The sequence below is a fragment of the Streptomyces silvisoli genome, assembly GCF_029269905.1.
Taxonomy (GTDB): domain Bacteria; phylum Actinomycetota; class Actinomycetes; order Streptomycetales; family Streptomycetaceae; genus Streptantibioticus_A; species Streptantibioticus_A silvisoli_A.
The window spans coordinates 519,400-544,110 of sequence record NZ_JARJBC010000001.1; the positions used below are offsets into that span (position 1 = coordinate 519,400).

General features: G+C 71.3%; 18 protein-coding genes. 8 read left to right on the forward strand and 10 right to left on the reverse strand.

All coding sequences use genetic code 11. From position 1 onward, the window contains the following. Nucleotides 1-232: 232 nt before the first annotated feature. Nucleotides 233-4,396 carry a Pls/PosA family non-ribosomal peptide synthetase gene (locus P3G67_RS02460; protein ID WP_276091961.1) on the reverse strand — a complete coding sequence of 1,388 codons (4,164 nt, stop codon included), beginning with the start codon at nt 4,394-4,396 and terminating at the stop codon, nt 233-235. Between the two features lie 444 nt (nt 4,397-4,840). Here P3G67_RS02460 and P3G67_RS02465 point away from each other — a divergent pair, with 444 nt between their 5' ends. Both P3G67_RS02465 and P3G67_RS02470 read left to right on the forward strand, forming a co-directional pair. Next, nucleotides 4,841-5,422, forward strand: a complete 582-nt coding sequence (locus P3G67_RS02465) for a GTP-binding protein (protein WP_276091962.1) — start codon at nt 4,841-4,843, stop codon at nt 5,420-5,422. A gap of 245 nt (nt 5,423-5,667) precedes the next feature. Further along, nucleotides 5,668-9,609: a Pls/PosA family non-ribosomal peptide synthetase gene (locus tag P3G67_RS02470; RefSeq protein WP_391858163.1), complete on the forward strand. Its 3,942-nt coding sequence runs from the start codon at nt 5,668-5,670 to the stop codon at nt 9,607-9,609. Nucleotides 9,610-9,717: 108 nt separating this feature from the next. Here the strand turns inward: P3G67_RS02470 and pgm are convergent, their stop codons facing one another. Together pgm and P3G67_RS02480 are read right to left on the reverse strand one after the other, a co-directional pair. Then, a complete protein-coding gene (pgm, locus tag P3G67_RS02475; RefSeq protein ID WP_276091963.1) occupies nt 9,718-11,364 on the reverse strand; it encodes a phosphoglucomutase (alpha-D-glucose-1,6-bisphosphate-dependent) in 1,647 nt (548 codons plus the stop codon). A 167-nt stretch (nt 11,365-11,531) separates the two neighbouring features. After that, entirely contained in the window at nt 11,532-12,827 is a 1,296-nt protein-coding gene (locus P3G67_RS02480; protein WP_391858164.1) for an ATP-binding protein, read from the reverse strand. Between the two features lie 110 nt (nt 12,828-12,937). On the opposite strand from P3G67_RS02480, the gene P3G67_RS02485 reads away from it, so the two are divergent. The 4 genes from P3G67_RS02485 to P3G67_RS02500 all read left to right on the forward strand — a co-directional run bounded on the left by P3G67_RS02485 (nt 12,938) and on the right by P3G67_RS02500 (nt 18,226). Continuing rightward, complete coding sequence (locus tag P3G67_RS02485) at nt 12,938-14,200, forward strand: MFS transporter (RefSeq protein ID WP_276091965.1); 1,263 nt, start codon at nt 12,938-12,940, stop codon at nt 14,198-14,200. Nucleotides 14,201-14,509: 309 nt separating this feature from the next. Beyond that, complete coding sequence (locus tag P3G67_RS02490) at nt 14,510-15,583, forward strand: iron ABC transporter substrate-binding protein (RefSeq protein ID WP_276091966.1); 1,074 nt, start codon at nt 14,510-14,512, stop codon at nt 15,581-15,583. 74 nt (nt 15,584-15,657) lie between these two features. Continuing rightward, nucleotides 15,658-17,154 (forward strand): ABC transporter permease, encoded by a 1,497-nt coding sequence (locus P3G67_RS02495; RefSeq protein ID WP_276091967.1) that lies wholly within the window; start codon nt 15,658-15,660, stop codon nt 17,152-17,154. Nucleotide 17,155: 1 nt separating this feature from the next. Next, the gene (locus P3G67_RS02500) at nt 17,156-18,226 is read left to right on the forward strand and encodes an ABC transporter ATP-binding protein (protein ID WP_276091968.1); all 1,071 of its coding nucleotides are present in this window, start codon (nt 17,156-17,158) and stop codon (nt 18,224-18,226) included. A 122-nt stretch (nt 18,227-18,348) separates the two neighbouring features. Here P3G67_RS02500 and P3G67_RS02505 read toward each other — a convergent pair whose 3' ends face one another. Then, nucleotides 18,349-18,756: an STAS domain-containing protein gene (locus P3G67_RS02505; RefSeq protein WP_269859147.1), complete on the reverse strand. Its 408-nt coding sequence runs from the start codon at nt 18,754-18,756 to the stop codon at nt 18,349-18,351. A gap of 623 nt (nt 18,757-19,379) precedes the next feature. Here P3G67_RS02505 and P3G67_RS02510 point away from each other — a divergent pair. Next, nucleotides 19,380-19,538 (forward strand): hypothetical protein, encoded by a 159-nt coding sequence (locus tag P3G67_RS02510; RefSeq protein ID WP_276091969.1) that lies wholly within the window; start codon nt 19,380-19,382, stop codon nt 19,536-19,538. A 27-nt stretch (nt 19,539-19,565) separates the two neighbouring features. Here P3G67_RS02510 and P3G67_RS02515 read toward each other — a convergent pair whose 3' ends face one another. The 4 genes from P3G67_RS02515 to P3G67_RS02530 all read right to left on the reverse strand — a co-directional run bounded on the left by P3G67_RS02515 (nt 19,566) and on the right by P3G67_RS02530 (nt 21,586). Next, nucleotides 19,566-19,979 carry a DUF3052 domain-containing protein gene (locus tag P3G67_RS02515; RefSeq protein WP_269859148.1) on the reverse strand — a complete coding sequence of 138 codons (414 nt, stop codon included), beginning with the start codon at nt 19,977-19,979 and terminating at the stop codon, nt 19,566-19,568. A 111-nt stretch (nt 19,980-20,090) separates the two neighbouring features. Then, nucleotides 20,091-20,465: a hypothetical protein gene (locus P3G67_RS02520; protein ID WP_276091970.1), complete on the reverse strand. Its 375-nt coding sequence runs from the start codon at nt 20,463-20,465 to the stop codon at nt 20,091-20,093. A 206-nt stretch (nt 20,466-20,671) separates the two neighbouring features. Next, the gene (locus P3G67_RS02525; protein WP_269859150.1) at nt 20,672-20,857 is read right to left on the reverse strand and encodes a hypothetical protein; all 186 of its coding nucleotides are present in this window, start codon (nt 20,855-20,857) and stop codon (nt 20,672-20,674) included. A 198-nt stretch (nt 20,858-21,055) separates the two neighbouring features. Further along, nucleotides 21,056-21,586, reverse strand: coding sequence for a MarR family winged helix-turn-helix transcriptional regulator (locus P3G67_RS02530; RefSeq protein WP_269859151.1), 531 nt, complete (start codon nt 21,584-21,586; stop codon nt 21,056-21,058). 222 nt (nt 21,587-21,808) lie between these two features. Between P3G67_RS02530 and P3G67_RS02535 the strand changes: the two genes are divergently transcribed. Then, nucleotides 21,809-23,500: a chloride channel protein gene (locus P3G67_RS02535; RefSeq protein WP_276092058.1), complete on the forward strand. Its 1,692-nt coding sequence runs from the start codon at nt 21,809-21,811 to the stop codon at nt 23,498-23,500. A 117-nt stretch (nt 23,501-23,617) separates the two neighbouring features. Here the strand turns inward: P3G67_RS02535 and P3G67_RS02540 are convergent, their stop codons facing one another. Continuing rightward, nucleotides 23,618-24,163 carry a Clp protease N-terminal domain-containing protein gene (locus tag P3G67_RS02540; RefSeq protein ID WP_391858165.1) on the reverse strand — a complete coding sequence of 182 codons (546 nt, stop codon included), beginning with the start codon at nt 24,161-24,163 and terminating at the stop codon, nt 23,618-23,620. Between the two features lies 1 nt (nt 24,164). After that, nucleotides 24,165-24,407: a helix-turn-helix domain-containing protein gene (locus P3G67_RS02550; RefSeq protein ID WP_269859152.1), complete on the reverse strand. Its 243-nt coding sequence runs from the start codon at nt 24,405-24,407 to the stop codon at nt 24,165-24,167. Between the last annotated feature and the right edge of the window lie 304 nt (nt 24,408-24,711).

Sequence of the window (24,711 nt, forward strand, 5' to 3'; positions counted from 1 at the left end):
TGACGATCCCGCCTTGGGCAATCACGTGGGCAACGCGCGACTGTTGCTGCCCGTCACCGAGCCCGACCCCGTGCGGCGGCTGGCAGAGGTCACCCGTCAGACGTCCGCAGTCAAGACACCCGCCCACCGTGAACGCACCCGTGACCGACTGGAACGGGTGCCGGAACAACAGCTGTTGCGCCGTATCGCCGAACCGGTGTCCCCTGTGGACTCCCTGCTGTGCGCCACCTCGCTACGCATCCGCCATCCCCTCGCGGTGGCGGGTGCGCCGGTGGCCACGGCCGCGGCGATTCCGCCGCTGGTCGGAGGGCATCTGCTCACCAGCATGCTGTGCACCCACGACACCGGCGCGTCGGTCTCGTTCACCACCCAGATCGCCCACCAGGAAATAAGGCGACTGCCCGCGCTGTGGCAGGAAGCCGTCGGCGAACTTGCCGCCGCGATCTGAGGGGTTGGCGGTCACCGGGATGTCGTGAGGGGGTGTGTGCCAACGCACCACGGGGTTGCCGAGCCAACGGCTGCCGGCGGGCACATGCTCGCCCCGCATCACCAGGGACGAGGGACCGATCACGGTGCCGTCGCCGAGCGTCGCGCCGGGCAGGATGATGGAGTGCGGACCCAGCGTGGCGCCGCGGCCCAGACGCACGGTGTCGACGCGCAGCAGCCGGTCGTGGAAGAGATGGGTTTGCAGCACACAGCCGCGGTTGACGCTCACCGCGTCGTCCAGCCGTACCAGGTCGGTCTCCGGCAGCCAGTGGCTTTCCAGCCACACGCCCCGGCCGATGTGCGCGCCGAGGGTGCGCAGCCAGGCGTTCAACATCGGTGTGCCCACCAGGTAGTGGCCCAGCCAGGGCATGGCGAGGGTCTCCACGAAGGTGTCGTACAGCTCGTTGCGCCACACGAACGAGCTCCACAGCGGATGCCGGCCGACGGTGAAGCGCCCGACCAGCAGCCACTTCGCCGCGGTCGTGGTCAGCAGGGCGAGCACACCCGCGGCCATGAACAGCGGACCGACCAGTGCTATCGCCGCCAACCAGCCGACGGCGTCGGTCAGTTCGGTCAATGCCAGGAAGAAGGCATCAGCGAGTACGGCCACGCACAACAGCGGAACCAGGCGGCACGCCTCGACCGCGGCGCGCATGACTACCAGATGCCTCGGTGGGTGGAACGTGAGCCGTGGATCCGCGGCCTCCGGGCGGCGGGGCACGGTGAACCCCGGGCGCCCCAGCCAGGAGGCGCCGGGAGCCAGGTGCGCGGGCGCGTCGGACAGCACGCCGACGAGGGCCTGGTCCGGCAGCGCACGGTCCGCCCCGACGATGCCGGAATTCCCGACGAACGCCCGCCGTCCGACCGCGGACCTGCCCAACCGCAGCCATCGGCCACGCAGTTCGAACGGCGCGACCAAGGTGTCGTCCGCCAGGAAGGCGCCGTGCTCGATCCGGGTCAGCTGCGGCAGCGTCAGTACCGTGGAGATCTCCGCCCGACGGCCCACCTTCGCGCCGCACAGTCTCAGCCACAGCGGGGTCAACAGGCTGGCGTAGAAGGGGAACAGCAGCCTGCGGGCCTGATCCATCAGCCGTGAGGTGACCCACGCACACCAGGCCACCGAGCCGTACACCGGATGTGAACCCGGCCTCAGTGCGCCACCGGTGACGCGTACGACCAGCGCGACCAGGGCGGCGTAGCTGGCCGTGGTCAGCACCGCACCGATCGGTGCCGCCCACGGCAGTTGATGGATGATGGCGGTCGGCGTCACGCCGTCGCCCGTGGCGTTCGCGAAGAGGACCAGCGCGGGGAGCAGGGCGAGCAGGGGGATGGCGTCGAACCCGAGACCGGCGAGCGCGTACGCCGTGGGCCACCAGATGCCGCGTGACCGCGTGGCGCCGTGCGCATCCGGGCCATGGCCGTCCACGTTGTCTCCACGCGCCGGTCGCGCCGGGCTGCCGCTCCACATCCGGCCGGGCGGCACCTGCCCGGTGAGACAGGCGCCGGGGGCGACGTCGGCTCCGGCCCCGACGCTCGCGCCGGGAAGCAGCGTCGCACGGGCCGCGACCCGGGCATGGGCGCCCACGCGGACCGTGCCCAGGCGGAACGCGTCACCGTCCAGCCACCAGCCGCTGACGTCCGCCTCCGGCTCCACGGCGCACCCGTCCCCGAAGTCCGCCAGCCCGGTGACCGGCGGCGGGGCGTGCAGCACCACGTCACGGCCCACCGAGCACCCCACGGCCCGGGCGAACAGCGCTGCCCACGGTGTCCCGAGCAGTGTCGGGACACCCATGGTGGTGGCGATGCGCTCCGCCGCCCACACCCGTAGGTGCACGGAACCACCCCGTTGATGGGTTCCTGGTCGGACACCCGACGTGAGCAGCCGCGCCGCTCCCGCGCTGATGCCCACTCGGGCCGGTGCGCTGTAGAGGCCGAGCCAGCTGACGACGATCAGCCACCAGGACAGTCGCGCGGTGCCCGGCAGCGGTCCCGCCAGGTTGTTGAGGGCGGCCAGCACGAGCAGCCAGCGCAGTCCGGCGACGGTCGACAGCACGACAAGGAAGAGGAACTGCAGCACTCCGGCCCGGCGCGGGGTGGGCCGGACCACACGGTGTGGCTCGCTCCGCCGCGACTGCGCGTCAAGTCTGTCGGCCAGGTCGCGCAGCGTCGGGTAGTGGTAGACGTCGGTGACGGAGACCTCCGGGTACCGCTCGCGCAAGGTCGAAACCAAGCGGGCCGCGGTCAGGCTGGTACCGCCCGCCGCGAAGAAGTCCGACTCGCCGGTCACGGCGACGCCCAGCAGCCGCCGCCACCGCGCCGCGAGCCACGCGGCGGTTCCGTCCAGCAGGTCATCGTGCGGACCGTCGTCCGCTGGTGGCGGCCAGGGCAGTGCCCGCCGGTCGATCTTGCCTGACGTACGCCTGGGCAGATCGTCGACGACCACGATCCTGGGCACCAGCGCCGTCGGGAGCCGGGTGCCCAGCCGTTCGCGGGCGGCGGCCGCGTCGAAGTGGGGCGCGCCGTCGTCCAACGGGCGCTCGGGGACCACGTATCCCACCAGCACCTGGTCCGAGCCCGTGGTGCTGCGGACGGCAGCGGCGGCGGCCCGTACCCCCGGCAGTTCTCGCAGGGCGCCGTCGATCTCACCGAGTTCCACCCGCCGCCCGGCGAGTTTTACCTGATCGTCGACGCGACCGAGGAACACCAGGCCCTGCGGGTCGGCCCGCACCAGGTCACCGGTGCGGTAGGCCCGCCGCCCGTCCAGTACGGGGTGGGTGCCGAACGCCTCCGTGTCCCGTGCGTCGTCGAGGTAGCGGGCGGTGCCCACTCCGGCGATCACCAGCTGACCGGTCGCGCCCCACGGGACCGGGCGGCCCTGGGGGTCCACCACGGCGACCATCCAGCCGTCCAGCGGCCTGCCGATGCGCACCGGCTCACCGGGCCGCAGACGGCAGGCGCAGGCGACCACAGCGGTCTCGGTGGGGCCGTAGGTGTTCCACATCTCCCGGCCCGCGCCCAGCCGCTCGACCAGTTCGCCCGGACAGTCCTCGCCGCCGACGACGAGTAGCCGTACCCGGTCCAGCGCCGCGTTCGGCCACAGCGCCAGCAGGCCGGGAACCGTGGAGATCGCGGTGACGCGGCGGTCGACCAGCCACGGCCCGAGGTCAGCGCCCGTGCGCACAAGTGAGCGCGGTGCCGGGACCAGGCAGGCACCGTGCCGCCAGGCCAGCCACATCTCCTCGCAGGAGGCGTCGAACGCCACGGAAAGCCCGGCGAGTACGCGGTCCCCGGGGCCGAGCGGTCGGTCCTGTAGGAACAACCGGGCCTCGGCGTCCACGAAAGCCGCGGCCGACCGGTGGGAGACCGCGACACCCTTGGGCCGCCCGGTGGTTCCGGAGGTGAAGATGACCCACGCGTCGTCCTCCGGGGACGGGCGGCGGGCTCGCCCCCGCGGCTGCGCGCGGTCTCGGCGGCGCACCGACAGGCCGGGGCCGATGACCGCGCGTACGGCGGCCTCGGACCAGATCGTCTCGGCTCGCTCGTCGGGGTCGTCGGCGTCGACCGGTACGTAGGCCGCGCCGGTCCACAGCACGGCCAGGATCGCGACGTACAACTCGGCGGTGCCGGACGGAACGCGGACCCCTACCCGGTCCCCGGGGCCGATCCGCAGTTCGCGAAGGGTCGCGCCGAAGGCGTTCACCTCGGCGAGCAGGGCCTGGTAGTCAACGGCGCCGGATCCGGCGTCCAGCGCCGGGGCGTCCGGATGCGCGCACGCCGTCGCCTCCAGCACGTCCACCAGCGTGCGCGGCGCAGCCGCGGGCACCACCGGCCACAGCGTCCCGCTCGGCGCGGGCGCTGTCCGCACACTCTGCGAGACCGGCATCCTGCCAGTGGGAAGGACGTGGTTCATCGGCCCGTCCGACGGTCCTTCGCAGCGGTATCGCGCGTCCCTTCGGTACGACCCGGCCCGGACCGCGCACGACGGCGGACCGGATCCACTTCCATTGTCGCTCCGATTTCGTCCCCGTCGAGGCGAAAGTCGTCCGAGTGCTGACGAACAAATACCGGGCCAATTCCGGCGGCAGCCAATCAGCAACCGGAGAAGTAACGACACAGGCACGGCCACCAGTTCGCACTTTCCGTCACATTGCGCATCTTCCACGGATGACCGGCGGAGGGTTGGTACGACTACTGCCCCGGCGCACGGCATCGGTCACGCGTGCTGTGCGTTTCCATTCGATTCCGGTGACCAAGGGGCGGTGATCGTCATCAGCCACGGACTTCGCTGGTGCCACGCCGCTTCGGCTCCGCGGTAGACGGCTGACCGGACATGGCACTGCTCGAAAGGCGCTCAGTGGACTTCGCACCCTCCAGTGCTGTGGTGCCCCGCTCCACCACCTCGGCGAAGATCGTGGTGGCCGGTGGCTTCGGGGTGGGCAAGACCACGTTCGTCGGATCCGTCTCGGAGATCAGCCCGCTGCGCAGTGAGGCCGTGCTGACCTCCGCCTCGGCGGGCATCGACGACCTCACCCACGCGCCGGAGAAGACCACGACGACCGTGGCGATGGACTTCGGCCGCCTCACCCTCGACGACGACCTGGTGCTGTACCTGTTCGGTACGCCCGGCCAGGACCGCTTCTGGTTCATGTGGGACGACCTGATGCGCGGCGCGATCGGCGCGGTGGTCCTGGTGGACACCCGGCGGCTGGCCGACTGCTTCCCGGCCATCGACTACTTCGAGAACTCCGGACTGCCCTTCGTCATCGCGCTCAACGGGTTCGACGGCCACCAACCCTACGCCCCTGACGAGGTACGAGAGGCGCTGCAGATCAGCCACGAGGCACCCGTCGTGAGTACCGACGCACGCCTGCGCCAGGAAGCCAAGAACACACTCATCGCCCTCATGGAACACGCCCTGCTGGCCCGACTGCGCTAGGTCGGCCGTGAGTGCGCCCCTTGGACTTCGCGATTCTGAGAGCGTCTCAGAGAGCTTCCACGTCTTATAAGACATCGCTCAACTATGCCTAAGAAGACAGTGAAAGGCGCAACCCGCGCATTCCGGTTCGCCGTCGGAATCCAGTGATGTGACGTTGCCTGTGCCGGATGTGAGGCGATTCCCGCGTGAGCGCGGCATCCGGCGCATGTCGTCAGCCTTCTCGACCCGGAACAGAAGGACTGGATATGTTGACCCGGACACCGGAATTCCCCGTGGAGTCAGGCCAGTCGGCCGTGCCTCCACCCCCGTCAGCCGCCCCCGCCGCCGACCGCGCCGTATGGCGTGCCGACGGGCGGGCCGCCGCGCCGAGGACGCTGGTCGATGTGTTAGAGGCATCGGCGAGGGCGCACCCCTACGCACTCGCCCTCGACGCCGGTGACACCGCGATGGACTACCGCGAACTGCTGGCGGAGGTCACCGCCATGGCGGGGAAGTTGCGGACGCACGGTGTGGGCGCCGGAGACCGTGTCGGTGTACGGGTCCCGTCGGGCACCGCCGATCTGTACGTGGCCGTGCTCGCGGTGCTGGAGGCCGGCGCGGCCTACGTACCGGTCGACGCCGACGACCCCGACGAACGCGCGGAGTTGATCTGGTCCGAGGCGCGGGTGTGTGCGGTGATCGGCGCGGGGCTGGCGATCACCCTGCGTCCGGAAGTAGCCGGGTGCGGTGAACACCGCGGACCGCGGCCCGGGGACGACGCGTGGGTCATCTTCACCTCCGGAACCACCGGGCGGCCCAAGGGTGTCGCCGTCTCCCACCGGTCGGCCGCGGCCTTCGTGGACGCCGAGGCCCGGTTGTTCCTACAGGACCGACCGCTCGGCCCCGGGGACCGCGTACTCGCCGGGCTTTCCGTGGCGTTCGACGCCTCCTGTGAGGAGATGTGGCTGGCCTGGCGGCACGGTGCCTGCCTGGTCCCGGCACCGCGCTCGCTGGTCCGCACCGGCGGCGACCTGGGGCCCTGGCTGGTGGAACGGCGGATCACCGCCATCTCCACTGTGCCAACTCTGTTCGCGCTCTGGCCGGTTGAGTCCCTGGAGCGGGTCCGGTTGGTGATCCTGGGCGGCGAGGCGTGCCCGCCCGAGCTGGTCGACCGGCTCTCCGCCGGACACCGCGAGCTGTGGAACACCTATGGCCCCACCGAAACCACCGTGGTGGCCTGCGCGGCACCTCTGCTGGCGGGTCAGCCGGTACGGATCGGCGTGCCGCTGGACGGATGGGACCTCGCGGTGGTGGACGGTGACGGCCACCCCGTCCGCTGGGGCGAGAGCGGGGAGTTGCTGATCTCAGGGGTCGGCACCGCGCGCTACCTGGACCCGGCGAAGGACGCCGAGCGGTTCCGTACGCACCCGGCCCTGCCCGGCGGACGCGTCTACCGCAGCGGCGACCGGGTACGTGCCGACCGAGAGGGCCTGGTCTTCCTCGGCCGCGTGGACGAGCAGGTCAAACTGGCGGGTCGCCGGATCGAACTGGGCGAGATCGACGCGGCGTTGCGGGCGCTGCCTGGTATCGCGGCGGCCGCCGCGGCCGTGCGGAGCACCGCCACCGGGGGACGGACGCTGGTCGGCTACCTGGTACCTGAACAGGCGCCGGGTACGACCGAGTTCGACACCGCCGCCGCACGCGAACGACTCCTGGAGCAGCTGCCGCACGCGCTCGTCCCCGTGCTCGCGCTCGTAGCCGAACTGCCGACCCGCACCTCCGGCAAGGTCGACCGCGACGCCCTGCCGTGGCCCGTACCGCTCGCCGGGACGAGCGGCGAAGGCGGCCCCGACGCCTCGTCGACCGGCACCGAAGCCTGGCTCGCCGAGCGGTGGCAGGAGGTGCTGGGCCTGCGAGTGTCCAGTGACAGTGACTTCTTCGCACTCGGTGGAGGCAGTCTTGCCGCCGCCGCACTGGTGTCGGCGCTGCGCGAGCGCTACCCGGAGGTCTCGGTCGCCGACCTCTACCGCTCTCCCACGCCGCGCGCACTGGCCGCACGGCTGGACGGATCGGCGCGGGGCTCCCGGTCACGACGTGAGGTGCGCCGGACACCGCGCCGCACCGGATTCGTCCAAAGCCTCGTGCTCGCCGGGCTGTTCGCGGTGACCGGGCTGCGCTGGCTGCTCGTCCTGGCCGCGATCGACAACATCGCCGAACCGCTGCCGTGGGCCAGGCACACCTCGTGGTGGCTGGTCACGGCCGGCTGGGTGGTGCTGTACAGCGCGCCCGCCCGAGTGGCGATCGGCGCGGGCGCGGCCCGACTGCTGACCCGCGGACTGCGCCCCGGCACCCATCCGCGAGGTGGCGGTACACATCTACGCCTGTGGGCGGCGGAGCGGATCGCGGGCACGTTCGGGGTGCCCGCGCTGCTCGGTACCCCCTGGGCCAGCCGCTACGCCCGTGCGCTGGGGTGTGCCGTCGGCCGCGATGTGGAACTGCACGCCATGCCGCCGGTCACCGGGCTGGCCGAGTTCGGCGACGGCTGCGCGGTCGAGCGGGAGGTCGACCTCGCCGGGTGGTGGCTGGACGGCGACCTGCTGCGGATCGGCGCGGTACGCGTCGGCGCCGGTGCCCGGGTGGCCGCCCGCAGCACACTGCTGCCCGGCGCGGTGATCGGTGACCGGGCCGAGGTGGCCGCTGGATCCAGCGTGCACGGCACGGTGCCGGACGGCCAGTTGTGGGCCGGCAGCCCGGCCCGGCCCGCCACCGAAGCCGGGCGCGACTGGCCTGCCCCACGGCACGGCACCTCGCGCCGGTGGCATGTCGCCTACGGCGCCGGGCTGTTGGGGTTCGCCGTACTGCCGTTGCTGGCCGCACTACCGGCGGTCGCGCTGCTCGGCCGGGTCGCGGAGGGCACGACCACGTTGACCGCCTTGCTCGGCGAACTCCTGGCGTGGGCGGCCCCGGCCACCGTACTGGTGACGGTCTGCTACGCGGCACTGCTGGCCGGGGTGGTACGGCTGGCCGGGCGGGGCCTCACCCCCGGCTTCCACCCGTCGCACGGGCGGGCGGCGTGGTGCGCATGGGTGACCACCCGGGCCATGGACCAGGCTCGCTCGGTCCTCTTCCCCGGCTACGCGAGCCTGTTCACCCCGGCGTGGCTGCGGCTGCTCGGCGCCTCGGTGGGGCGCCGGGCGGAGGTCTCCACCGCACTGGTGCTACCGCGGTTGACCACCGTCGGCGACGGGGCGTTCCTGGCGGACGACACTCTGGTCGCGCCTATCGAACTGCGCGGTGGATGGCTGTACTTGGGGCGCTCGTCGGTCGGCTCTCGCGCGTTCGTCGGCAACTCGGGCATCGTCGGGCCGGACCGTCAGGTACCCGACCGGGCGCTGATCGGGGTCCTCTCCGACGCCCCCGCGCACGCCGAACCCGGCACATCCTGGTTGGGGCGGCCCGGCGTCACCGTAGCCAGGGCCACCGACGACGCCGACCCGGCCCGCACCTTCGACCCGCCCCGGCGCCTGGTGGTGGCTCGGGCTGCGGTCGAACTGTGCCGCGCGCTACCGCTGTTGTGCGCCGCCGCGCTGGCCGACCTGGTGTTCGTGGCGATGCAGGAGGCGGTCGACCGCCTGGGCTGGCTGGCCGCGGGCGCGGTCTGCGGTGCGGTCCTACTGGTGGCGGGAGTGGTCGCCTGCCTGCTCACCACCGCCGCGAAGTGGCTGCTGGTCGGCCGCTTCCGGACCGGCGAACACCCGCTGTGGAGCTCGTTCGTGTGGCGCAACGAACTGTACGACACCTTCGTCGAGTCACTGGCGATGCCGTGGTTGGGCACCGCCATCACCGGCACCCCGATGCTCAACGCCTGGCTGCGCACCCTCGGTGCGCGCATCGGCCGCGGTGTGTGGCTGGAAAGCCACTGGCTGCCGGAGACCGACCTGGTACGGCTGGACGACGCGGTGAGCGTCAACCGCGGATGCGTACTGCAAACGCACCTGTTCCACGACCGGTTGATGCGTGTCGACACGGTGCACCTACACCGCGGCGCCACCCTCGGCCCGAACTCCATCGCGCTACCGGGCGCGGCCGTCGGCACGGCGACCACGGTCGGCCCCGCCTCCCTGGTCATGCGCGGCGAACAGGTGCCACCCGAATCCCGCTGGACAGGCAACCCGATCGCGGCGCACACCCCGGACGACGGCCGGTAGCCCGGCGTCGCGTACCGGCCCTCCCGAAGCCGTTGGGGCTTCGGGAGGGCCGGCCGCCTCGCGGATGCCGCGTTTCCCCAGCGGAGCCGCGCGGCGTCGGCGCAGCCGCTACCGCGCGCTGGCGAGGGCGGTCGACACCACGGACCTGGCTTCCTCCTGGACCTGGCTGAGGTGGTCGGGGCCGAGGAAGGACTCGGCGTAGATCTTGTACACGTCCTCGGTGCCCGAAGGGCGGGCCGCGAACCAGGCGTTGCGCGTGCACACCTTGATGCCGCCGATCGGGGCCCCGTTGCCGGGGGCCTCGGTGAGGACGGAGGTGATCCGCTCGCCCGCGAGGGTGTCCGTGGTGATCTGCTCCGGCGAGAGCTTGGCGAGGACCGCCTTCTCGGCCTTGGTGGCGGGCGCGTCGATGCGAGCGTAGGCCGGTTCGCCGAAGCGGTCGGTGAGGGCGTAGTAGTGCCAGGACGGAGACCTGCCGGTCACGGCGATGATCTCGGAGGCGAGCAGGGCGAGGACGATGCCGTCCTTGTCGGTGGTCCAGACGGAACCGTCACGCCGTAGGAAGGAGGCCCCGGCCGACTCCTCACCGCCGAAGCCGAGCGTCCCGGCCAGCAGTCCGTCCACGAACCACTTGAAGCCAACGGGTACTTCGACCAGTTGCCGCCCAAGCTCGGCGGCCACCCGGTCGATCATGCCTGACGACACCAGGGTCTTGCCGACTCCGGTGGTGCGCGGCCACTGGTCCCGGTGCGAGTACAGGAAGGAGATGGCCACCGCGAGGTAGTGGTTGGGATTCATCAGGCCGCCGTCCGGAGTGACGATGCCGTGCCGGTCGGCGTCGGCGTCGTTGCCGGTGGCCACCTGGTACTTGCCGCGCTGCGCGATCAACGAGGCCATGGCGTAGGGCGAGGAGCAGTCCATACGGATCCTGCCGTCCCAGTCAAGCGTCATGAAGCGCCAGGTGGGATCGGTCAGCGGATTGACCACCGTCAGGTCGAGCCGGTGCTGCTCGGCGATCCGCTCCCAGTAGGCGACCGACGCGCCGCCCATCGGATCCGCGCCGATGCGCACTGCCTCCGAGCGCACCGCGTCCAGGTCGACCACGCTGGGCAGGTCCTCGACGTAGCGCTCCAGGAAGTCGTACCGGCCGGTGGTCGGCGCCGAGAGCGCGCGGGCGTACGGCAGCCGACGTACGTCCTTGAGGCCGCCGGCGATCAGCTCGTTGGCGCGGTCCTGGATCCAGGATGTCGCGGCCGAGTCCGCGGGGCCGCCGCTCGGCGGGTTGTACTTGAAGCCGCCGTCGGAGGGCGGGTTGTGGGACGGGGTGACCACCACACCATCCGAAAGGCCACTGGTGCGGCCCCGGTTGTGGGTGAGGATGGCGTGCGAGACGGCCGGTGTGGGGGTGTAGCCGTCGGCGCTGTCGATGAGCACGGTGACGTCGTTGGCGGCGAAGACCTCAAGGGCGGTCACCCGCGCGGGCTCGGACAGCGCGTGGGTGTCGGCGCCGAGGTACAGCGGGCCGTCGGTGCCCTGTCTGTCCCGGTAGTCGCAGATCGCCTGGCTGGTGGCCGAGATGTGGTCCTCGTTGAACGCCGTGGCCAGCGACGAGCCGCGGTGCCCGGAGGTACCGAAGGCCACGCGCTGGGCGGGGTCGTCGGGATCAGGGTGCAGGGCGTAGTACGCGGTCACCAGCCGGGCGATGTCCACCAGGTCGGACGGCTGTGCGGGCCGTCCCGCTCGTTCGTGCGGCATCCAGGCTCCTCCAGATCCGGTCCGGACATGTCATTTTTCCGGACGCCTGACCGTAGGATCCGCTTCGACACGGGTGCGGGGCGAGAGCGGCTTCCGGCCCGTCCCGGCGCGCCGTGCCGCTCGGCTGGACGCGAGCGAGGTCCCCGCGGTCGGCCGCCTTCGGCGCCTCAGACGCGGGCGGCCGCCCTGAGGTCACGGTCGAAGGCGCGGATGTCGTCCTCGGTGAGCGATGTACGGGTGTCGGCGATGGCCCGCAGATAGTCGCCGGTGAGCTGGCCCGGTGCCGGTGCTGACCGTGACTCCGCCGCCAGGTGCCGCTCGAAGGCGGTCTGCGCGGCGGTGCGCGCGGCGTACTCGATGTCGGCGGGGGTGAAGCGGTCACTGGCCTCGACCAGTGCCTCCAGGTCGACGTCGGCCGCCCGGTCCGGGCCGATGTAGCGGATCCAGATGGCCCGGCGGGCCTCGGCGTCCGGTGGCCCCACCGGGATCAGGTAGTCGAAGCGTCCGGGCCGCAGGAAGGCCGGGTCCAGGGACCGTACGGCGTTGGTCGCGCAGATCAGCAGTCTGCGGTCACCACGTCTGAACTGCGGGATGAGCTTGAGCAGTTCATTGGTCACCCGGTGCGCCAGGGTGGTGGGGTCATGCCGCTGCGAGGCGATCTCCTCCGCCTCGTCGAAGAACAGCACCAGCTGCTGCAAGTGCTCGACGCGTGAGAAGAGTTGGCGCAGCCCATCGGCCACCCCGTGCGCGTCCTCGGCGAGTTGGTAGGGCAGCACCTCGATGAACGGCCAGCGCAGTCGCGAGGCCACCGCCCGCGCGAAGGTGGTCTTGCCCGTACCGGGCGGCCCGAACAGCACCACGGCGCGGGGCGGCACCAGGCGGTAGTGCCGCGCGACGCCCGGATGCTCCAGCGGCAGTACCAGCCGTCGCTCGATCAGTGCCTTCTCCGCGGTCATGCCCGCGATGCCGTCCCACAGCCCGTCCTCCGGCACCGCGCCACCGAGCTGGTCGAGGATGGTGGCCTCCGCCGAGTCCGCGGTCAGCAGCTTCTCGAAGTACGTCAGATCGGGTCGGCCGGCGTAACCGGAGTGGATGAAGGAGTGCTCGCCGACCTCGCCCGGCGGCAGCAGCGCCCCGATGCGGCGCACCCCCGCCTGCGCCAGCCGCTCCTCAAGGGCGGCCAGCAGCGCCGATCCGATGCCGTGGCGGCGCCACTCACGGGCCACCGCAAGCCGCAGCACCCAGCCCCGCTCCTGCGCCGTCGAGGAGACCGCGGCACCGATGACCTGGTCGCCCACCACGGCCACCACGGCAGGCGCGCCCATCCGCAGGGCGCTCACCACTTCGGCGAGGCTCACCGCTGGGTCAGAAGTGCTGTTGCGCGACTCCTCCCAGATGCGCACCATCTGGTCCAGGTCGCCTTCCTCCAGGGTCCGAAGCCGCCAGGGCGTCATCACGGTCACCTCCCGGCCATTTTCCTCCACGTCACGGCCGCTGGCGCGCCGTGCGCCCGCCCCGCGCGGTGCCGGAAAATGCCGAGCGGCACTCCACGCCGCTGCGTTAGCCTCCGGCCATGGCCGAACTCGCCGACCACGGGCCTGCGTTGGGCCGACCGCGTCCGCTGTGGCGTGACCGTGACTTCAGTGTCTTCTGGGCCGCGCAGACCCTGTCGGTCGTCGGCGACTCCTTCGCGCTGATCGCCCTGCCGCTGCTGGTGCTGCGGGCGACCGGGTCGGTGGCGCAGATGGGCCTGCTGACGGCGGTGGCTGGTACGGCGTCCGTCGTCGCCGGTGTCTTCGCCGGGGTCGTGGTGGACCGGCTGGACCGCAGGATGCTGCTGGTCGTCTGTGACCTCGCCCGTATGGTGCTCTACGGGCTGGTCCCGCTGGCCTGGGCGTTCGGCCCGCACATCTGGCTGCTGTACGTGGTGCTGCCGCTGGGCGAGGCGGTGGGGATGCTGTTCTCCGTCACCTATGTCACCGCCGTACGGGCGCTCGTCCCCGGAGCCCGCATCACGCGGGCCAACGGCAGGCTGAACGCCACGGCTGCGGCGGCCGGAGTCGTCGGCCCGGTGTTCGCGGGGATGATCGCCGCGCGCTTCGGTCCGACCGCGGCGGTCGGCGTGGACGCGGCGAGCTTCGGGGTGTCGGCGGCCTGCGTGAGCTTCGTACGGTTCCGGGGCCGGCCGCGGGAGGACGAGCGGACTGACGGCGGGACGCCATGGCGGGAGCTGCTGGCCGGAGCGGCGTTCCTGCGGCGGCACCCCGTGCTGCGGACGCTGACCGTGCTGCTGTCGGTGTTCTGCTTCCTGACGCTCGGGCTGAACGACCTGATCGTCTACCACCTCAAGCACGATCTCGGCCAGGGCGACGGAGCGGTCGGCACCGTCTTCGCGGTCGGCGCGGTGGGCACGATCACCGGGGCGCTGCTCGTCGCCCCGATCCGCCGGGTGCTGGGCTTCGGGATGACGTGGATCGGCGGCGTGGCGGTGTGCGGGCTGGCGCTGGCGGGCATCGGCTCGGCGGACAGCGTGCCGGTCATCGGGGCGTTGGCCGCCGGGTTCCTGGGGTGTGTCAGCGTGGCCGGAACATGCTCCATGTCGCTGCGGCAGGAAGTCACTCCGGACCATCTGCTGGGCCGGGTCACCTCGGCGTTCTGGACCATCCACTACTCGGCGGCCCCCGTGGGCGCCGCCGCCCTCACCTGGGCCGCGCAGCGCTGCGGTACGGCGGCGGTGTGCCTGGTCGCCGGGGCGTGCTGCCTGATCACCGCGGTACTGGCGCTGTTCACCCCGGTCCGTGCCCCCCGCCCGGAACACTCGGGCGATCCGGCCTGACCGGCTGCCGCCAAGGCATCACGCTTGGATCACGGTTGGGCGGCGCGGGGGTGTGGGAAGGGTCATGCGGTGGTCAAAAATCGCTCCCCAAAACCGGGCGAACGGTGGCTTTTGGGCTGGGTGATGGCAGGAAACCGCTGTCCGGACTGGTGTGAAGCCAAGGGTTACCTAAGTAAGGTACCCCTTGCTTCATTGGTCGGGTGTGTGCCGGGCGGGCGGGAAAGTCCGTGAAAGCGGTTGGGGCCGCGGCGCAGACCCAGGCGGGTTCCGTCGGTCGACGGCTCGTTTGCGTCTCACTTCGGAGGGCCCATGTCTGTCGTAGTTCCACGGTCCGTGCGCCGGACCACGGCGGTACTGGCGACAGCCGCCGCGTCGGCGCTGGTGCTGACCGGATGCGGCGGTTCGAAGACGCCGGGCAACTCCTCGTCCGCGTCGGGCGGGTCGCTCAAGGGCCAGTCGATAACCCTGTACAGCGGCCAGCACCAGCAGACCGTGGACGCGCTGGTGAAGGGCTTCGAGTCGCGCACCGGCGTGAAGGTCAACGTCCGCTCCGGCGACGAGGCCGAGTTGGCCAACCAGATCCTCCAGGAGGGCGCCGCCTCACCGGCGGACGTGTTCTTCGCGGAGAACCCGCCCGCGCTGACCACGCTGGAGGAAAAGGGCCTGCTGACCAAGGCCGACTCCAGCACGCTGGCCGCCGTACCATCCGGCGACAGCTCGGCCAAGGGAGACTGGGTGGGCGTCTCCGCCCGCGAGGCGGTGTTCGCCTTCAACACCGGCAAGCTGTCCGCCGCACAGGCCCCCTCCTCGGTGAAGGACCTGGCCTCGGCGGCCTGGAAGGGCAAACTGGGCGTCGCACCAAGCGAGACCGACTTCTCCCCGATCGTCACCAGGATGATCAAGGCCGACGGCGAGGCCGCCACCAAGTCCTGGCTGGAGGGCCTGAAAGCCAACAGTAAGGTCTATGCCAGCAACGAGGACCTGGTCGCCGCCATCAACCGCGGCGAGGTCGAGGGCGGCGTCATCGACCACTACTACTGGTACCGGCTGCGGGACGAGCAGGGCGCGTCCGGCATCCACAGCGCGCTGGCCTACTTCAAGCAGGGCGACCCCGGCTCGATGGTGGACGTCTCCGGCGCCGGGATCCTGGCAAACAGCAAACACCAGGCCGCCGCCCAGGCGTTCCTGGTGTATCTGACCAGCAAGCCCGCCCAGCAGATCATCGCCACCTCGCACAGCTACGAGTACCCGCTGGCCGCCGGGGTGCAGAACACCAAGGTCAGCCGCCCGCTCAAGGACGCCGGTGCGGTGGTCCCGGCCAGCGACCTCGGTGACGGCAAGCAGGCACTGCAACTGCTGCAGAGCGTGGGCCTGTTGTCGTGAGCATCCCGCGTTCACTGACGCGGCCGAGCCGGCCACCGGTGTTCCGGTGGCCGGCCGGCCGCGTGCTGCCTGCGGTGGCCGGGCTGGTCGCGCTGCTGGTCGCCTGCCCGTTGCTGTTCCTCGGCCTCCAGGCCGGGCAGTCCGGCTGGGCCACGGCAACCCGTCTGCTGCAACGCCCGCTGATCGCCACCCTGTTGTGGCACACCGTCTCACTGACGGCGCTGGTCACCGCCGCCACGCTGGTAGTGGGCTTCGGCGCCGCCTACTTGGTGGAGCGCACCGACCTCCCCGGCCGCCGCGTCTGGACCGTGGCACTGGCGATGCCGCTGGCCGTACCGGAGTTCGTGCACGGCTACTGCTGGGTCTCGCTGTTCCCGTCGGTACAGGGCTACTGGGGCGCGGCACTGGTGATGACCTCCTCGCTGTACCCACTGGTGTTCCTGCCGGTGGCCGCCACGCTGCGGCGCAGCGACGCCGCCGCCGAGGAGGTGGCGCGCAGCCTGGGACACGGCCGGTTGGCGACCCTGTGGCGCGTCACGCTGCCGCAGACCAGGCCCGCGCTGGCCGGGGGCGCGCTGCTGGTGTCGCTCTATCTGCTCGGCGAGTACGGCGCATTCGCGATGCTCCGGTTCACCACCTTCGCCACCGCCATCTACACCGAGTACGAGACGGCCTTCGACACCGAGTCCGCCAGCGTACTGACCCTTGTCCTGGTCGCCCTGGCGCTGCTGGTGGTGGCCCTCGACGCGCGCTCCGCACGCCGTGGCCGCGTGGTGCGCGAGGGCGGCACCGCACGCCCCTGCGCCCCGCAGCCGCTCGGCCACTGGAAGGCACCCGCGACCGCGGCACTGGCCGCGGTCGTCGCGGTGACGCTCGGGGTGCCGGTGTACGCGCTCGTCTACTGGACGGCGCGCGGCAACTCCTCCACCCTGCCGTCGACTTCCATCCTGTCGGCCACCGCCGCGACGCTGGGCTACGCGCTGGCCGCGGCGACCGCTGCCACCGCCGCCGCGGTGCCGGTGGCGCTCTACGCCTGGCGGCGGGCCACCCGACTGGCCCGGGCCGTGGAACGTGCCGTCTACCTGACCAGGGCGCTGCCCGGCATCGCGGTGGCGCTGGCCGTGGTCTTCTTCGCGATCCGCTACGCACCGGCCGTCTACCAGCAGCCCCCGATGCTGGTCGCCGGATACGCGGTGCTGTTCTTCCCGCTGGCGCTGACCGCGGTACGCGCCTCACTCACCCAGGTGCCGCACGGTGTCGAGGACGCCGCCCGCTCCCTGGGCGTGCGTCCGCTGGCGGTACTGGCCCGGGTGACGCTGCCGCTGATCCTGCCCGGCCTCGGCGCCGCCTTCGCCATGGTCGCGCTCACCGCCAGCACCGAACTGACCGCCACGCTGCTGCTGCGCCCGACCGGGACCGAGACGCTGGCCACCCAGTTCTGGGCCTACACCACCGATCTGTCCTGGGGCGCCGCCGCTCCGTACGCCGCCGTGATGACCGCCCTGTCCATCCCGGCCGTCGTGCTGCTCACCCGCCGCACCCTCGGCACCCCGCGAACCCGAAAGGCGTGAGATGAGCGGCCTGTCGATCAGCAAGCTGCACGCGGCGCACGGTCACACCACCGTGCTGCGCGACCTCGAACTGACCGTCCCCAACGGCGCGCTGGCCTGCGTACTGGGGCCCTCCGGATGCGGCAAGAGCACCCTGCTGCGGATCATCGCGGGCTTCCACCAGCCGGTCAGCGGCAAGGTCACGGTGGGGGAGCGCACCCTCAACGACGACCGCACCCAGATCCCCGCCGAACGTCGGCGCATCGGCTACGTACCGCAGGACGGCGCCCTCTTCCCGCATCTGACCGTCGCCGCCAACGTCGGCTTCGGGCTGCCCCGCGCCGAACGCCGGGAGCGGGTGGCCGAGATGCTCGACCTCGTCGGCCTGAACGGTCTAGCCGACCGGCACCCCCACCAGCTCTCCGGCGGCCAGCAGCAACGCATCGCGCTCGCCCGCGCACTGGCCCCAAGGCCGGAACTGCTGCTACTGGACGAGCCGTTCGCCGCACTGGACGCCGCCCTGCGCACGGAACTGCGCACCGAGGTCGCCACCACACTGCGCCGCGCGGGCGCCACCGCCGTCCTGGTCACCCACGACGTGGACGAGGCCCTTGCCTTCGCCGACGTCATCGCCGTGATGCGGGACGGCCGAATCGTCCAGGCCGACGCCCCGCACGCCCTCTACCACCGGCCCGCCGACACCGGCGTGGCCCGCACCCTCGGCGAGGCCAACCTGATCCCCGCCAAACTCGCCGCCGACCACGCCATCACCGCGTTCGGCGAACTACCGCTCACCGACGGCGCTTCCAACGGCACCGAAGACGCCGTCGTACTGCTGCGCCCCCAGCAACTCCGGCTGTCCGCCGCCTCCGGCCCGCACACCATCGAGGCCCGCATCATCAACGCCGGCTTCCGCGGCCACGACTACCGCCTCGAACTGGACCCCGCCGCCCGCCACGAACTTCCCACCCCCCTCATCGCCTACACGAGCGCCGACGCCCCACCGCCCACCGACCAGACGATCCACGTAGCGGCACACGGCACAGCGCATCCACTCGTCCCTGAACAGGCGCCCGTCTCCGCCACCGTGTAGGTGCCCGCCACACGAGCGTTGACGTGCGGCGCGGGGCGCGGCCGCCGTTCTCGGGGCGCACGGCGCCGCGTGCGGTGACGGCGTGGGGGCGCGAACCGTTGGCGTGCGCCTCGCGGCCCGGATCAGGCCACCGGCGGTGCGCCCTCCTCGACCCAGTCGGCGGTACGCCACTCCTGTCGCCTTTCGGCACTCAAGGGCTGGTGAGCGGTGAGCGCGGTGGCCAGGTCGCAGTGCACGGCGATGGGCGGCTGCTCACCGGCTGGCACGATCGACCCGTCGGCGGGGATGGCGGCCAGCTCCAGCGGCCGGTCGTGCGCGGCGAGGCGGCGGGCGGCGTCGAGCACGGCGACCTGACCGGCGGGCGACCAGCCGTGCAACGCGGTGAGGTCCAGGATCACCGGCCCGGCACCGCGCGCCAGCGCCCATCCCACCGCCCCCGCGAAACGGGCGACCGCCTCGGCGCCCAGGTAGCCGGACAGCGACAGGATGCCCAGATCATCCCGGTTGGTGTAACGCCACTGGATCGTCATACGTGTCTCACATGCCCTTTCGTTGCGCGGAGTTGCCGCGGACGGGCTTGCCACGAGGACGCCACTTCGACGACGCGGTCCGCCGGGTTTGTCGGGGCCCGGCGCGCACCCGCGTCGTCCACGCGGTCGCGGGCAGCGCGTGGTACCCCGGACCAGACGGTGAACAGACGGGTATGCGCGGGGAGTTGGCCGACAGCGCCGAGCGCGTCCAGTACCCGTAGCTGGTCGTCCCTGATGCCAGAAGCGATGACCTGATCCCACGCCTGCCCAGTTCGTCGACGGCGTCCCTGAGGACAAGAGTGCCGCTGGCATCGATAGTGGACCTCCGCGACATGCGCAAGATGACCCCGCGGGTATCGGCGAGTTGTTCTGGCTCCTCCAGCGCGGCCCCGCGGCTCGGGCCGAGGCCTGTTGCCTGTCGCGCGACGCCATCGAACGTCTGGGACAGCGCAGGCCGTACGCATGCGAATCAGCCCCCGCGCTCACGCTGCCGGTTCCGCTGCCAGTCGGATACGAGGAGACGTTGACACACCACAGCACGCGGTGCCGTCGATCGGCGAGCTGGTCATGGCCTCGGCGACCACTTCGCCCGCTTCCCTGATCCCGGCCTGTACGGCTCGGCGATGGACCACCTCACACGACTCGGCGCCCGAGAAGTGATCCACTTCCCCGGCGCCGACGAACCCGGCGACCCGGACCGCCGCCTCGCCCTGTCCGGGCTGACGGGGGTGGACCGCCTGTTCTCCTTCGAGGCCGCCGTCGCGGCGACTTCGCCAGAGTGAGGGCAACGTGGCCAGGGGCTGCGACCACTACCGCTTGGGGCTGGCGAGACGGGTGCCCGACCAGTCCTTGCCGACGCTGATGGACTTGGTCTGGGAGAGGCCCGAGGTCTGGGCGCCGTCGCTGATGTCGCTGGGCTCGATGTAGCCGTCGCGTCCCGTCTTCGGAGTGAACAGCCAGATCATGCCACCCTCCTCGAGCAGGCCCAGGGCGTCCACCAGGGCGTCGGTGAGGTCTCCGTCCTCGTCCCGGAACCACAACAGCACCACGTCGGCAACGTCGTCGTAGTCCTCGTCGACCAGTTCCCGGCCGATGATGGACTCGATCCCCTCGCGCAGGTCGTGGTCGACGTCGTCGTCGTACCCGATCTCCTGGACGACCTGCCCGTGCTCGAACCCCAACCGGGCCGCAGGGTTGGTCCGCTCGTTTCCTGATTCCGTCATCGCAGTCCCTTCGCGCAGGACGCGCCTGCCGCGCCCCTTCTGATAGCCAATCAGACATGCCCGGACGGCGGTGGCCAACTCACCGATCGGGCCGCCCCGAGCGTGGGGGCGTCAGGACCGGACCTCCTCGCAGGCACGGCCGCGTAGTTGTGGTCCGCTGCCGCTGTGCTCCCACCCCTCGGCGCAGACCACCGCGTGGTTGGGCAGGTCACGCCCCACGGGCACGGTGTACTTCTGGTGGTAACCCCAGAACCCCGTCGGGCTGTTGGCGTTGAGCCCGCCACCGTAGATGTGGAAGTGGCCGGTGAAGTCACCACCCCACGTGGTGGACGCGCTCACCGCAGCGACATGAAGACCGCGGCCGTCGACGCTGAGACACGTCCTGTCGTTGCACCCCGCGCCCCCCGCGAACGCGGACGGCGCGCCCGCCACCAGTGCCCCCGACGTGGCGATGCCCACCGTCACGCGGACGCACCAACGCCCCATCCCCGCAACCCTGTTCACCCGCGGCACCCCTCGGCTCGTGACAACTGCTGGGGGATCCTGCCAGTCCCGTCGGCAAACGGAACGTCTCTCCAACCGCGATTCCCCCCAAGGGATGACCGGCCTCCGTCGCGCGGCAGCAACTGCCACGTGCCGTCCGGTCGGCGCGGCTTGCGCGGTGCGTCGTCAGGTCAGGGGGAAAGCCACGCTTACTGAAGGTCGTCCAAGTCGTCCTGGTCGAAATAGGTGCCGTCATCGTCCGTCTGCCGGGCGCGCTGCTGCTCCTGCTGGCGCTGGCGCAGCTGGCGCTCCTGCTCTTGGGACGCGAGTGTCTCCTCGGTCATGTCCTCTATGAAGTCCGCATCGCTGTAAGGGTCGCGATCCCTGTTTGCCATTTCGGTCTCACTCCTCGGTGAGGTGGCGTGTGGGAGGCGTCTCCACCGAGATCAGCGTGGCACGCGCCGGTAAGGCACGCATCTCGTGTCGATGCCGTGCGGTTGTGCCGCAAGTCCAGCCGTAGCAGCGGGTTAACGGTGTGGCTGATGCGACCAGAGAGCCGGGCGGTGCGACGCGACTTCACCGCACCCTGAGGCTCACCAGGCGCTTCCGACGCCGGGCCGCTCGTGGGCGGTCGGTTCGCCGCCCGCCTCCGTGAACGCCTGCAGTGCCGCCACGAGGCCCGTGCGCTGGGCGGGCGGCATGGCGGCGACGATGCGGGCGATCTCGGCCCGCCGCCGCTCGGTGGCCTCGCGCACCACTCGACGTCCGGCATCGGTGAGATCGATGAAGACCTCGCGTCGGTTGGCGGGACTGGCCTCGCGCTCCAGCATGCCTGCGGCTACCAGCCGGTCCACCATGCGCATCGCGGTGGACGGGATGACGTCGAGGTGTTCGCCGAGCCGGGAGATGTTCATCGCCCCGCGGCTGTCCAGGATCACCAGCATCCGGAACTGGGGAAGAGTCAAGGTCTCCTCGACCGAAGCCAACGACCGCGCGGAGACCGCCACCAGCAACCGCGAGGCGGTCAGCACGGCGGTGACCACCTCGTCCGCGCTCTCGGCCGCCCCTTGCTGGCTGTCGGCAGGGGGCGGGGAGGAGTCCGTGATCGGCGCGCGCTTCGACATGTGCTCCTTTCTACCTCTTCCGCAACGCTTCCGAGCCGCTCGGCCTCGCACAAGGTGGCGCGCTCTTGCACACGACAAAGGTTCATATTGCATAATGCAAAAATGATGAACGGACCGGAGCTGACCGCTGACCCCGCCCACCCGCAGCCTCGTGACGCGCCCGCCGTGCCGCGCGGCCTGCCCGCCGCCGTAGCCCTGCTACGGGAAGCCAAAGGTGGGCTACTGGTCCTTGCCTTGCTGGTGGGGGCCGGTGCGGGCCTCGGCGCGATCGCCTTCCGCTGGCTGATCAAGACGTTCACCTCGCTGCTGTCCGGCCACTCCGACTACGCCGCCGCCGGGCACGCCGCCAACCCGCATGCACCGTGGCTGGGTCCGTGGTTCGTACTGCTCGCCCCGGTGCTCGCCGGTCTGGCCTACGGCCCGCTGGTGCACCGGTTCGCCCGCGAGGCCCGCGGGCACGGGGTGCCCGAGGTGATGTACGCGGTCGCGCGCCGCGGTGGGCGGATCGCACCTCAGGTGGCGGTCGTGAAGTCACTGGCCTCGGCCTTGTGTATCGGCGGTGGCGGTTCGGTGGGTCGTGAGGGGCCGATCGTCCAGATCGGTTCCGCGCTGGGCTCGACGCTGGGCCGGGTGGTGAAGGTCGCCGAGGACCGGATGAAGGTGCTGGTGGCCTGTGGCGCGGCGGGCGGCATCGCGGCGACGTTCAACGCGCCGCTGGCCGGAGTGTTCTTCGCGATGGAGCTGATCCTGCGGGACTTCACCGCCGAGTCCTTCGGCATGGTGGTCCTCGCCTCGGTCACCGCGAGCGTCATAGGCCGGGCCGCCTTCGGCAACACTCCGTTCCTGCACCTGCCCGCCTTCTCCGTCCAACACCTCTCCGAGTACCTGCTGTTCGCCGCGCTGGGGGTGCTGGCCGGAGCGGTCGGCGTCGGCTTCACCCGCGTCCTGTACTGGATCGAGGACGCCTGTGACTTCGCCTGGCGCGGCCCGGAGTGGGCCCGCCCGGCGGTCGGCGGTGTGCTGTTGGGCGCTCTGCTGCTGGTACTGCCGCAGATGTACGGGGTCGGTTACCCCGTCCTGGAGAATGCCGTGGACGGCAAGTACGTCATCGGCTTCCTCCTCCTGCTGCTCGTCGGAAAGATCGTCGCCACCAGCCTGACCATCGGCATCGGCGGCTCCGGCGGTGTCTTCGCGCCGTCGCTGTTCATGGGCGCGATGCTCGGTGCCGCCTACGGCACCGCCGCCCACCATCTTGCCCCCGGCGTGACCGGTCCGGTCGGGGCGTACGGGCTGATCGGCATGGGCGCGGTCTTCGCCGGAGCCGCCCGGGCTCCGATCACCGCCGTGATCATCATGTTCGAGCTGACCGGCGAATACTCGATCATCCTGCCCCTGATGACCGCCATCGTCCTGGCCACCGGAACCAGCCGGATGCTGTCCCGGGACACCATCTACACACTGAAGTTGCGCCGCCGCGGCATCGACCTCGACCACACCCCGCCCACCGCACCCCTGGCCGGCGTCCCGGTCGGGACGGTGATGGAAGCGGTCCCCGAACTCCTCAACGAAATGCTGCCGTTGGCCGAGGCCGCTGCCGCGCTCACCCGCTCACCGCACGGCATCCTGCCCGTCATCGCCGCCGACGGCACATATCTGGGCGCCGCCACCGCCCGTACCGCCGCGGAGACCCTGGCCGACGGCGCCCACGACGCCACCACCGTCGCCGCCATCGCCCACCTTCCCCACCCCGTCACTATCGGCACCGATCTGTCGGCCGCGCTCGACGCCCTGGTGTCCGCCGACGGCGCGGGACTTCCCGTCCTTGACGACGGCCGCACTCGGCTGGTCGGCTGGATCACCCATCAGTCGGTCCTCACGGCACTGCACCGCGGCTCCGCCCAGGCTTCGGCATGACGAACGCGTAAGAAGCGAGCGCGGTGGGAGGCAGTGAGTGCTCAGTGCCTCCCACCGGCTCAGGGAACGACGCAACGGCCTTGGTCAAATGGTGAGTTGACGCTCAGCCGCGCCGTTCTACGAAGCCTGCGGTGCCACCCGGCTGAGAATCGTCTGGCGCAGCGCGGCGACGTCGACTTCGAGTGCGGTCAGCACCTTGATGGCGAGGCCCTCTCCCTCTGCGAGGAGGCCGAGCAGCACGTGCTCGGTGCCGATGTCTTCGTGGCCCAGCGCTCGCGCCTCGCGCACCGAGAGTTCCAGTGCCTTCTTGGCCCGCGCTGTGTAGGCGGGCCGGGGGTACTGGAACGCGCCCGTGCCGAAGGTACTGTCCGCCTGCCTCCGGATCTCCTCGACGTCGATACCGATCGAGGAGAGCGCGTCCTTGGCGGCCTGGCCACCGGTGCCGACGACTCCCGCTTCCTCCCAAAGCCGTACGGTCTCGTCCCGCGCCCGTGACACGTGGACGCCGTGCTCAGCCAGTACCTCATGGGCCGTGCTCTCGTCGGTGCCCGCCAGTCCGAGCAGCATGTGCTCCGTGCCGATGAAGTCATGCCGGAAGGCAAGCGCCTCGTCCTGCGACGCCACCACAGCCCGCTTGGCGTGGTCGGTGAAGTACTCGAACACCTCAGTCCTCCTTGCCCATGGCCTTGCGCCTGCCCGCGTGCTTCTCGTGCACCGTCTGCCGACTGACCTGTAGCGCCGTCGCGATGCTCTGCCATGTCCAGCCCTGATCACGGGCGTTGTCGACGTGCAGACGTTCCAGTTCCTCCAGCAGGCGGCGCAGCGCTACCACGGCCTGCAGCCCCACGGCGGGGTCCTTGTTGGTGACTTTCCCGGCCAGCGTGGCCGGTGTGTCCTCATCAGCCATGCTGTCAGGTTAGCCTGACGCGGCTGCTTGTCAAGGTTCCCTGACAGGCGCGGTCGTGGGACGACGGATCCAGGCGACATCGCACGGGCACCGATGCCGCGCGTGTCCGGGAAACCCCCACCCCGGTGCGGCCTGGTTGCCCGTGATGGCGTACTGATCCACGCTGACAACGAGACGACGCGAGGTGCACAGGTCCGACGAGAGCTTCGACTTCCCCGGTCGGCTTGCTGGACCGGCCCGCCCACCGGGCGGGCGCGGCGTACGGGGCGGGCGCAGCCGTCGGCGAGGAGGTAAGGAGACCTGC

Excerpts from the sequence above, each read along its gene's own strand:
- P3G67_RS02460 (WP_276091961.1), bottom strand. The coding sequence starts at position 4,396 with ATGAACCACGTCCTTCCCACTGGCAGGATGCCGGTCTCGCAGAGTGTG.
- P3G67_RS02470 (WP_391858163.1), top strand. The coding sequence starts at position 5,668 with ATGTTGACCCGGACACCGGAATTCCCCGTGGAGTCAGGCCAGTCGGCC.
- pgm (WP_276091963.1), bottom strand. The coding sequence starts at position 11,364 with ATGCCGCACGAACGAGCGGGACGGCCCGCACAGCCGTCCGACCTGGTG.
- P3G67_RS02485 (WP_276091965.1), top strand. The coding sequence starts at position 12,938 with ATGGCCGAACTCGCCGACCACGGGCCTGCGTTGGGCCGACCGCGTCCG.
- P3G67_RS02490 (WP_276091966.1), top strand. The coding sequence starts at position 14,510 with ATGTCTGTCGTAGTTCCACGGTCCGTGCGCCGGACCACGGCGGTACTG.
- P3G67_RS02500 (WP_276091968.1), top strand. The coding sequence starts at position 17,156 with ATGAGCGGCCTGTCGATCAGCAAGCTGCACGCGGCGCACGGTCACACC.
- P3G67_RS02505 (WP_269859147.1), bottom strand. The coding sequence starts at position 18,756 with ATGACGATCCAGTGGCGTTACACCAACCGGGATGATCTGGGCATCCTG.
- P3G67_RS02510 (WP_276091969.1), top strand. The coding sequence starts at position 19,380 with ATGGACCACCTCACACGACTCGGCGCCCGAGAAGTGATCCACTTCCCC.
- P3G67_RS02515 (WP_269859148.1), bottom strand. The coding sequence starts at position 19,979 with ATGACGGAATCAGGAAACGAGCGGACCAACCCTGCGGCCCGGTTGGGG.
- P3G67_RS02520 (WP_276091970.1), bottom strand. The coding sequence starts at position 20,465 with ATGGGGCGTTGGTGCGTCCGCGTGACGGTGGGCATCGCCACGTCGGGG.
- P3G67_RS02525 (WP_269859150.1), bottom strand. The coding sequence starts at position 20,857 with ATGGCAAACAGGGATCGCGACCCTTACAGCGATGCGGACTTCATAGAG.
- P3G67_RS02530 (WP_269859151.1), bottom strand. The coding sequence starts at position 21,586 with ATGTCGAAGCGCGCGCCGATCACGGACTCCTCCCCGCCCCCTGCCGAC.
- P3G67_RS02550 (WP_269859152.1), bottom strand. The coding sequence starts at position 24,407 with ATGGCTGATGAGGACACACCGGCCACGCTGGCCGGGAAAGTCACCAAC.